The following is a 6,863-nucleotide window of genomic DNA, read 5'->3' as shown; positions in this document are numbered from 1 at the left end:
TTAGCGTCATCGACGAAAGGTAATGACGTGTCTGGCACCGATGGATTGCTCTTCAACCCCCATACTTACGACCCTGCTCAGTTCGATCCGGAGACCCGCCGTTTGCTGCGAGCCACCATCGAATGGTTCGAGAGCCGCGGCAAGAAGCAACTGCTTCAGGACGACCTCGACGCCGTGTGGGTCTCCGACTTTCTCGAGTTCGTCGGCAAGGAGAAGTTGTTCGCGACGTTCCAGACTCCGGCGGCATTCGCCGACGGTGACGAGAACCGTCGTTGGGACGGTGCCCGCAACGCGGCCTTGAGTGAGATCTTCGGTTTCTACGGACTCGCTTACTGGTACGCCTGGCAGGTCACGATCCTCGGACTCGGACCGATCTGGATGAGTGACAACGATGCAGCGAAGAAGCGTGCAGCGCAGGAACTCGTCGACGGTGGTGTCATGGCGTTCGGCCTGTCCGAGCGTGATCACGGCGCCGACGTGTATTCCACCGACATGCTTCTCACTCCCACCGACGGCGACGTCGCCTTCCGCGCGAGCGGCGAGAAGTACTACATCGGAAACGGCAACGTAGCCGGAATGGTGTCTGTGTTCGGGCGGCGTACCGACGTCGAGGGTCCCGAAGGCTACGTGTTCTTCGTCGCCGACAGTGCACATCCGAACTATCAGCTTGTGGACAATGTCCTGCGCGGGCAAATGTACGTCAGCAATTTCCGCCTCGACGACTACCCGGTGCGCGAGGAAGACATTCTGCACACCGGCGTCGCCGCATTCGAGGCCGCGCTCAACACGGTCAACGTCGGAAAGTTCAACCTGTGCACCGGCTCCATCGGGATCACCGAACATGCGTTCTTCGAAGCAATCACTCACGCGCAGAATCGAATTCTCTACGGTAATCCGGTCACCGACTTCGCCCATGTACGCGCCGCCTTCGTCGACGCGTACTCACGTCTGATCGCGATGAAACAGTTCAGCGCGCGGGCGGTCGACTACTTCCGCAGCGCCAGCCTCGAAGACCGTCGCTACCTGCTGTTCAATCCCATGACCAAGGCCAAGGTCACCTCGGAAGGTGAAAAGGTCGTCGGGTTGCTGCACGACGTGATCGCGGCAAAGGGGTACGAGAAGTCCACGTACTTCCGTGAAGCAGCGCAGATGATCGGCACGCTGCCCAAGCTCGAGGGCACCGTCCACGTCAACGTCGGCCTGATCCTCAAGTTCTTGCCGAACTACCTGTTCAACCCCGCGGAGTTCCCGGAGATCGTCACGCGCGACGACGCAGCCGACGACGAGTTCTTCTGGAATCAGGGACCGACCCGCGGCGCTGCGAAGATCCAGTTCCACGAGTGGAAGCCCGTCTACGAGAAGCACTCTTCGATCCCGAACGTCGCTCGTTTCTACGAGCAGGCGATCGCACTCACCGAATTGCTCACTGCCGCAGCGCCGGACGCGCAGCAGCAGAAGGATCTCGATTTCATGCTCAATGTCGGGCACCTGTTCTCCCTCGTCGTCTACGGTCATCTGATTCTCGAGCAGGCCGAGATCAGCGGACTCGACGCCGACGTTGTCGATCAGATCTTCGACTTCCAGATTCGCGACTTCTCGGGATACGCGATCGCACTGCACGGAAAGCCGTCGTCGACGCCGGAGCAGCAGAAGTGGGCCTTGGCCGCAGTGCGGAAGCCTGTTGTGGACAGTGAACGCTTCGACCGGGTGTGGCAGCAGGTCAAGGCGTACGACGGTGCATACGAGATGCGCGCATGACCGCGCCGGTGGTACGTGAGCAGTTGATGGCCGTCGTGGAGGGATCCCCGAAAGCCGTCGGCGCGCATGATCGCTCGACCTGGGTTGCGCTGTTTGCCGAAGAGGGCCAGATCAACGACCCTGTAGGTTCACGTCCGCATAACGGGCAGGCGGCGATCGAGAGTTTTTACGACACGTTCATCGCCCCCAATTCGATCACCTTCCACGTCGAGCGCGATATCGTGTGCGGCCGCACAGTGTGGCGCGATCTGAGCCTCGCTACCGAGATGTCGACCGGAGTCGTCCTCGACGTGCCGATGCATTTGCGCTACGACTTGGTGGGGGAGCCCGATTCCTTGCGGATCGGAACCCTCTATGCGCATTGGGAATTGGCAACGATGCTGAGCCAGCTCGCTACCGCCGGCGTTGCCGGGATGAAGGCTGCCGCGAAGTTGACCCCGCAGCTGCTCTCGAACCAGGGGATCGGCGGAGCGCTCGGATTCTCGCGCGGCATCTTCGGAGTCGGAGACAAAGGCAAGAAGGCGGCTTCGCGGTTCCTCGATGCGGCCGCTGTCGGTCGAACGCCGCCGGTACCCGTCGAGCTTCCGGCGGGAACGCAGTTGTCCAAAGCCGACGTCAACGCTCTGCTCACCGGCGTGACGAAGAGCAAGATGCTGGTTGCCGGTCGAACTGTGACGGCGAGCGTAATCGTGTGCGGGGAACCGGCCATCGCCCTGTTCGGCTTCGAGGCGAGCGGTCATCGCCTCAATCGGGTGCGCTTCTTCACCGAGAGCTGATACCGAGAACACTCGAACGCAGGTCAGGCTCGGCGCGCCACTCCGGCGCGCCGAGCCTTCGCTTTTCGGTGAAGTGTCAGATCGCCCCGAGATCCGCAGACAGCCAGTGCTGCGGATTCATGTAGATCGCTACCTGCTCGCCCAACTGCGATCGCGCGAATTCGAGATATCCGTCGACCTTGTCCGGGGTCAGGTATCGCCGCGAGACTTCGACCAGCATCTCGTCGGTGCCCGGAACGATCTTGTCGACGGATCCGCTGACGCTGACGTAACGGATTGTCGGATCGAGCCTTTCGGCCATCAACGAGAAATGCCCGGCCGACTCGATGAGTCGAGCCTTTCGTGAATCCTTGCCGGTGAGGATCCATGGTTTGCCACCGGGCGAGTACAGGTACCAGATCGGGACGGTCAACGGACCGCGTTCGGTGCCGTCCGCTACGGACAGCGCCCCGATGTGGGGTTCGGCCAGGAACTGTTCACGCTCATTTTCGGAGAGTGCCATTCCTCGAGATTACCGCGACGTTTGACATGGCGTTGTGACTCCGTACACAATCGATGTGCTCATTATGAACATGCGTTCGCAATGCGAACAGATCTCGATCTGGACTACTGGATCTGAACCGGTAGCGAACGCCCACAAGCAGTGAATGTCGAGGATCCGATGACCGCACCGCATACGCAATCGAGTTCAATCACCGGTTCGCCTGGGGCGCGTGCCGCAATGTGGGTAGCACCGTTGTGTTGGATAGCTGTGCTTCTGGACGGATTCGATCTGGTCGTACTCGGCGCGGTCATTCCTTCACTTCTCGACTACGACGCGTGGGGATTGAGTACCGGCACGATCACGATGATCTCGACCTTCGGGCTCATCGGCATGACCATCGGAGCCCTCGTCATCGGCACTCTCACTGACGTCATCGGTCGACGCCGCGCGCTGCTGTACGCCGTTGCCGCATTCTCGATTCTGACTCTGTTGTGCGCAATTGCGCCCAATCCGTTCATCTTCGGTCTGCTGCGCTTCCTCGCCGGGGTGGGACTGGGTGGCGCCCTTCCGACGGCATTGGCTCTGGTCAACGAATTCTCGAAGAAACAAGGCGGTGGATCTGCGTCGACCATGCTGATGACCGGCTATCACGTCGGCGCCGTTGCCACCGCCGCGCTGGCGCTCGTCGTGATCGAACCTTTCGGTTGGCGAGCAATGTTCGTTGTCGGCGCACTTCCTGCTGTCGTCCTGATTCCACTCATGCTGCGGTATCTGCCGGAATCCCCGTCGTACCTTCTCGCTCACGGAAAGCGTGCCGAGGCCGAGGAAATCGCTGCCCGCTACGGTGTCGAGCTCGAGGCTGCGCCTACGTCCGAAGCTGGGCGTGCCGAAGCCGCCAATCCCGTTCGCGCACTGTTCTCTTCGAAGTTCCTGCGTAACAGCATCGCCATCTGGATCACCAGTTTCATGGGCTTGCTGCTCGTCTACGGATTGAACACGTGGCTTCCGACGATCATGCGCGAGGCCGGTTACAACCTCGGAGCCTCGTTGACGTTCCTTCTGATCCTCAATGCCGGAGCCGTCGTCGGGCTGTTGATCGCCGGGGGCGTCGCGAACAAGATCGGCCCGCGTACCGCAGCAATCGTGTGGTTCACGGGAGCAGCGTTGTTCCTGGCGCTTCTGAGTGTGAAGGTGTCGTTCGGAATCTACGTGATGGTCTTCCTCGCCGGATGCTTCGTGTTCAGTGCACAGGTACTGGTCTACGCCTTCACGAGCGCCAATCACCCACCGCAGATTCGCGCGACAGCGCTCGGATGGTCGGCGGGTGTCGGCCGGGTCGGTGCGATCTGTGGCCCGATTCTGGGCGGAGTTCTCCTGGGTGCGGGTTACGCCGTGCCGTGGGGCTTCTACGCTTTCGCGCTCGTCGGACTGCTCGGTGCAATTTCGATCTCCTGCACACGGGTTCGCACCTGAAATACCAGTTTCGCAGGTTGGTGCGCTACTGCTATCGTTGAATATGAGTATGAAGAGTAGCGCTATCGTCACGTCACGGGCACCGCTACCGATGCCATCGTCTCGATCCGGTTTGTGGTGGGGCTTGCTCGGTGTTCTGGCGTTCTCGTTCACCGTTCCGCTCACGAGGGTCGCCGTCGCGGATCTCGACCCCCTGTTCGTCGGCGCGGGCCGCGCCGTCGTTGCCGGGGCCCTTGCGATTGTGATGCTGTCGGTTACTCGCGCGACGCTTCCGACGCTTCGGCAGTGGTTTCGCATCGCACTCGTGACCGTTGGCGCGGTACTGGGGTTTTCACTGTTCACCACGTTTGCGTTGCAGACATCGCCGGCGAGTCACGCGGCAGTCGTGATCGGACTACTTCCCGCTGCGACCGCGGTATTTGCCGTCGTCCGAGGAAAAGAGCGTCCCAGTAAGGGATTCTGGTGGGCAAGCGCCGCCGGCGCGGTATCGGTCGTAGGGTTCGTGGCCGTCGCAAACGGCGGACTCGGCTCGTTTCATCTCGCTGATCTTCTTCTGTTCGCCGCGGTTGTGTGTGCAGCGCTGGCATATTCGGAAGGTGCGTTGCTGGCCCGCGAGATCGGGTCGTGGCAGACGATTGCCTGGGCATTGATTCTCGGACTGCCGGTCACGATTGCGTTGACGGTGGCGTCCATGGCCCAGGCTCCGGTTTCTGCCGATGTGAATTCGTGGCTTTCGTTTGCCTACCTGGGATGCGTGAGTATGTTTCTCGGGTTCTTTCCCTGGTACCGGGGTCTGGCGATCGGTCCCATTTCCACTGTGAGCCAAACACAGTTGGTTCAACCGGTGCTCAGCATTGCCTGGTCGGCGCTGATACTCGGTGAGGCGTTGTCACCCTCGATCGTGGCCGGCGGCGTCGTCGTCATCGGGTGTGCCTGGCTTGCCCTGAAGGCGCGAGTGGCAGCGCCGCGTGCTGTGCCGGCACGCGACGCGACCACTGCCACCGATGATTCAGAAAAGCGGGCCGCCACCGAAGGCACTGCGGTGTGACGCAGGTTGTTTCCCGTTGGCGTCGGTGATTCCGTACTCGACGGCCGTCTCGGCGGTGATCAGTGTGTGACCGCTGCGCGCGTTCACTTCTGGATCGTTGGCCAATGCAGTGATGACCTGGCCGACGAATTCCGGGGTTTCGGCCTCGGCCAGTGAGAAGCCTTCGAAGCTCTCGATCCCACTCGCCTCCATCCGCTCGTTGCGGATCAACCCGAGCCAGAAGGAAAGTGCGGTGACGCCGGTTCCCTTCAATTCGACAGCCATGTCGGCGGCCATCTTGTCCAAACCTGCCTTTGACATCCCGTACAGGACAGAGTGCAGGTACCCGCGGGTGCCGAATGACGAGATATTGCCGATCACTCCACTGCCCCGGGGGACCATCAACTTCGCCGCTTCTACCGAAGCAACGTAGTGGGCGCGCAGTCCGATTCCGATCAGCGAATCCCAATCGTCGATCGGCCTCTTCCAGAACGGATCGGCGAAGCCGGCATAGCCCGCCGGGTTGGCCCAGACGTTGTTGACCAGAAGATCGAGGCGGCCTGACTGTTCCTCGGCGATGCGTGCAAACAGGTCGACGATCTTTTGATCGTCGGCGTGATCGCACTGCACGGCAATGCCGTGACCGCCGCGCTCGGTGATCTCCGCCGCGGTGCGATCGAGCGGGCCGTCGGCGCCGACGGTTCCTCGCGCCGTCACGTACACCGTCCAGCCGTCGCTTCCCAGTGCGAGTGCAATGCCTTTACCGACGCTCCTACTCGCGCCGGTCACGAGCGCTACTTTGCCGATTGTCGACGTGGTCATCGGGGGCCTCCCAACGAACCCTCGGCGATTTCACTGTCGGGGGACAGGGGAGTGGTGATCGACCACGTCTCCGTGAAGTGGCATTGACTCATTTTCCACACACCGTCCTCGATTACGTATTTGTCGTCGTATTCGCCGGTCATCAACTTCTCGGTGCGTCCGACAGTGTCGACCTGGCGGAACTGCAGAGTCCATCGCCCCACCGCCGACGTCTCCGAGGTCAGTGTGATGTCGGGATGCAATCCGTGATGCATGTCGAGTACCGCGTACCGGCCGTCGACCTTGCGAAGAGCGATCTTCTCGAAGATGTCCGCCATCGGCCCGGCGTCGTCGAACGCGCCGAGACGGCCGTAGTCGATCGACGCTCCTGAACGGATGAAGCTGCTGCGGAACCGAACCGGATCCTTGGCGTCACATGCTCGCCAGTAGCCATGTTTGAGCTTCTTGATTTCCTCGATCTGTTCGAGCGCGTCGAGGCGTTGTGCGAGATCCACTACCGTCGGTCCTTTTCGTCTGGGTTTCC

7 protein-coding genes are annotated in these 6,863 nt (G+C 61.3%); 4 read left to right on the top strand and 3 right to left on the bottom strand.

Annotated elements, in window-relative coordinates; translation table 11 throughout:
• The first annotated feature begins 27 nt into the window (after positions 1–27).
• Together RE4_RS25980 and RE4_RS25975 are read left to right on the top strand one after the other, a co-directional pair.
• The gene (locus tag RE4_RS25980; RefSeq protein WP_020907426.1) at positions 28–1,758 is read left to right on the top strand and encodes an acyl-CoA dehydrogenase family protein; all 1,731 of its coding nucleotides are present in this window, start codon (positions 28–30) and stop codon (positions 1,756–1,758) included.
• Positions 1,755–2,534, top strand: coding sequence for a nuclear transport factor 2 family protein (locus RE4_RS25975; RefSeq protein WP_020907427.1), 780 nt, complete (start codon positions 1,755–1,757; stop codon positions 2,532–2,534). Before RE4_RS25980 ends, RE4_RS25975 begins: the two co-directional genes overlap by 4 nt.
• A gap of 76 nt (positions 2,535–2,610) precedes the next feature.
• Here the strand turns inward: RE4_RS25975 and RE4_RS25970 are convergent, their stop codons facing one another.
• On the bottom strand, positions 2,611–3,036 hold the full coding sequence (locus RE4_RS25970; protein ID WP_020907428.1) for a pyridoxamine 5'-phosphate oxidase family protein: 426 nt from the start codon (positions 3,034–3,036) through the stop codon (positions 2,611–2,613).
• Between the two features lie 159 nt (positions 3,037–3,195).
• Between RE4_RS25970 and RE4_RS25965 the strand changes: the two genes are divergently transcribed.
• Both RE4_RS25965 and RE4_RS25960 read left to right on the top strand, forming a co-directional pair.
• Positions 3,196–4,491, top strand: coding sequence for an MFS transporter (locus RE4_RS25965; protein WP_020907429.1), 1,296 nt, complete (start codon positions 3,196–3,198; stop codon positions 4,489–4,491).
• A gap of 91 nt (positions 4,492–4,582) precedes the next feature.
• Positions 4,583–5,539, top strand: coding sequence for a DMT family transporter (locus RE4_RS25960; RefSeq protein ID WP_021333002.1), 957 nt, complete (start codon positions 4,583–4,585; stop codon positions 5,537–5,539).
• Here the strand turns inward: RE4_RS25960 and RE4_RS25955 are convergent.
• Together RE4_RS25955 and RE4_RS25950 are read right to left on the bottom strand one after the other, a co-directional pair.
• Positions 5,501–6,340, bottom strand: coding sequence for an SDR family NAD(P)-dependent oxidoreductase (locus tag RE4_RS25955; RefSeq protein WP_020969395.1), 840 nt, complete (start codon positions 6,338–6,340; stop codon positions 5,501–5,503). The genes RE4_RS25960 and RE4_RS25955 overlap by 39 nt on opposite strands.
• Entirely contained in the window at positions 6,337–6,834 is a 498-nt protein-coding gene (locus tag RE4_RS25950; RefSeq protein ID WP_046378422.1) for a nuclear transport factor 2 family protein, read from the bottom strand. The genes RE4_RS25955 and RE4_RS25950 overlap by 4 nt, the downstream gene beginning before the upstream one ends.
• Between the last annotated feature and the right edge of the window lie 29 nt (positions 6,835–6,863).

The sequence above is a fragment of the Rhodococcus erythropolis NBRC 15567 genome (genome assembly GCF_001552595.1).
GTDB lineage: Bacteria > Actinomycetota > Actinomycetes > Mycobacteriales > Mycobacteriaceae > Rhodococcus_F > Rhodococcus_F erythropolis.
Note: the sequence above shows the minus strand (reverse complement) of the source record. Positions and strands in the feature narration are given on the sequence as shown.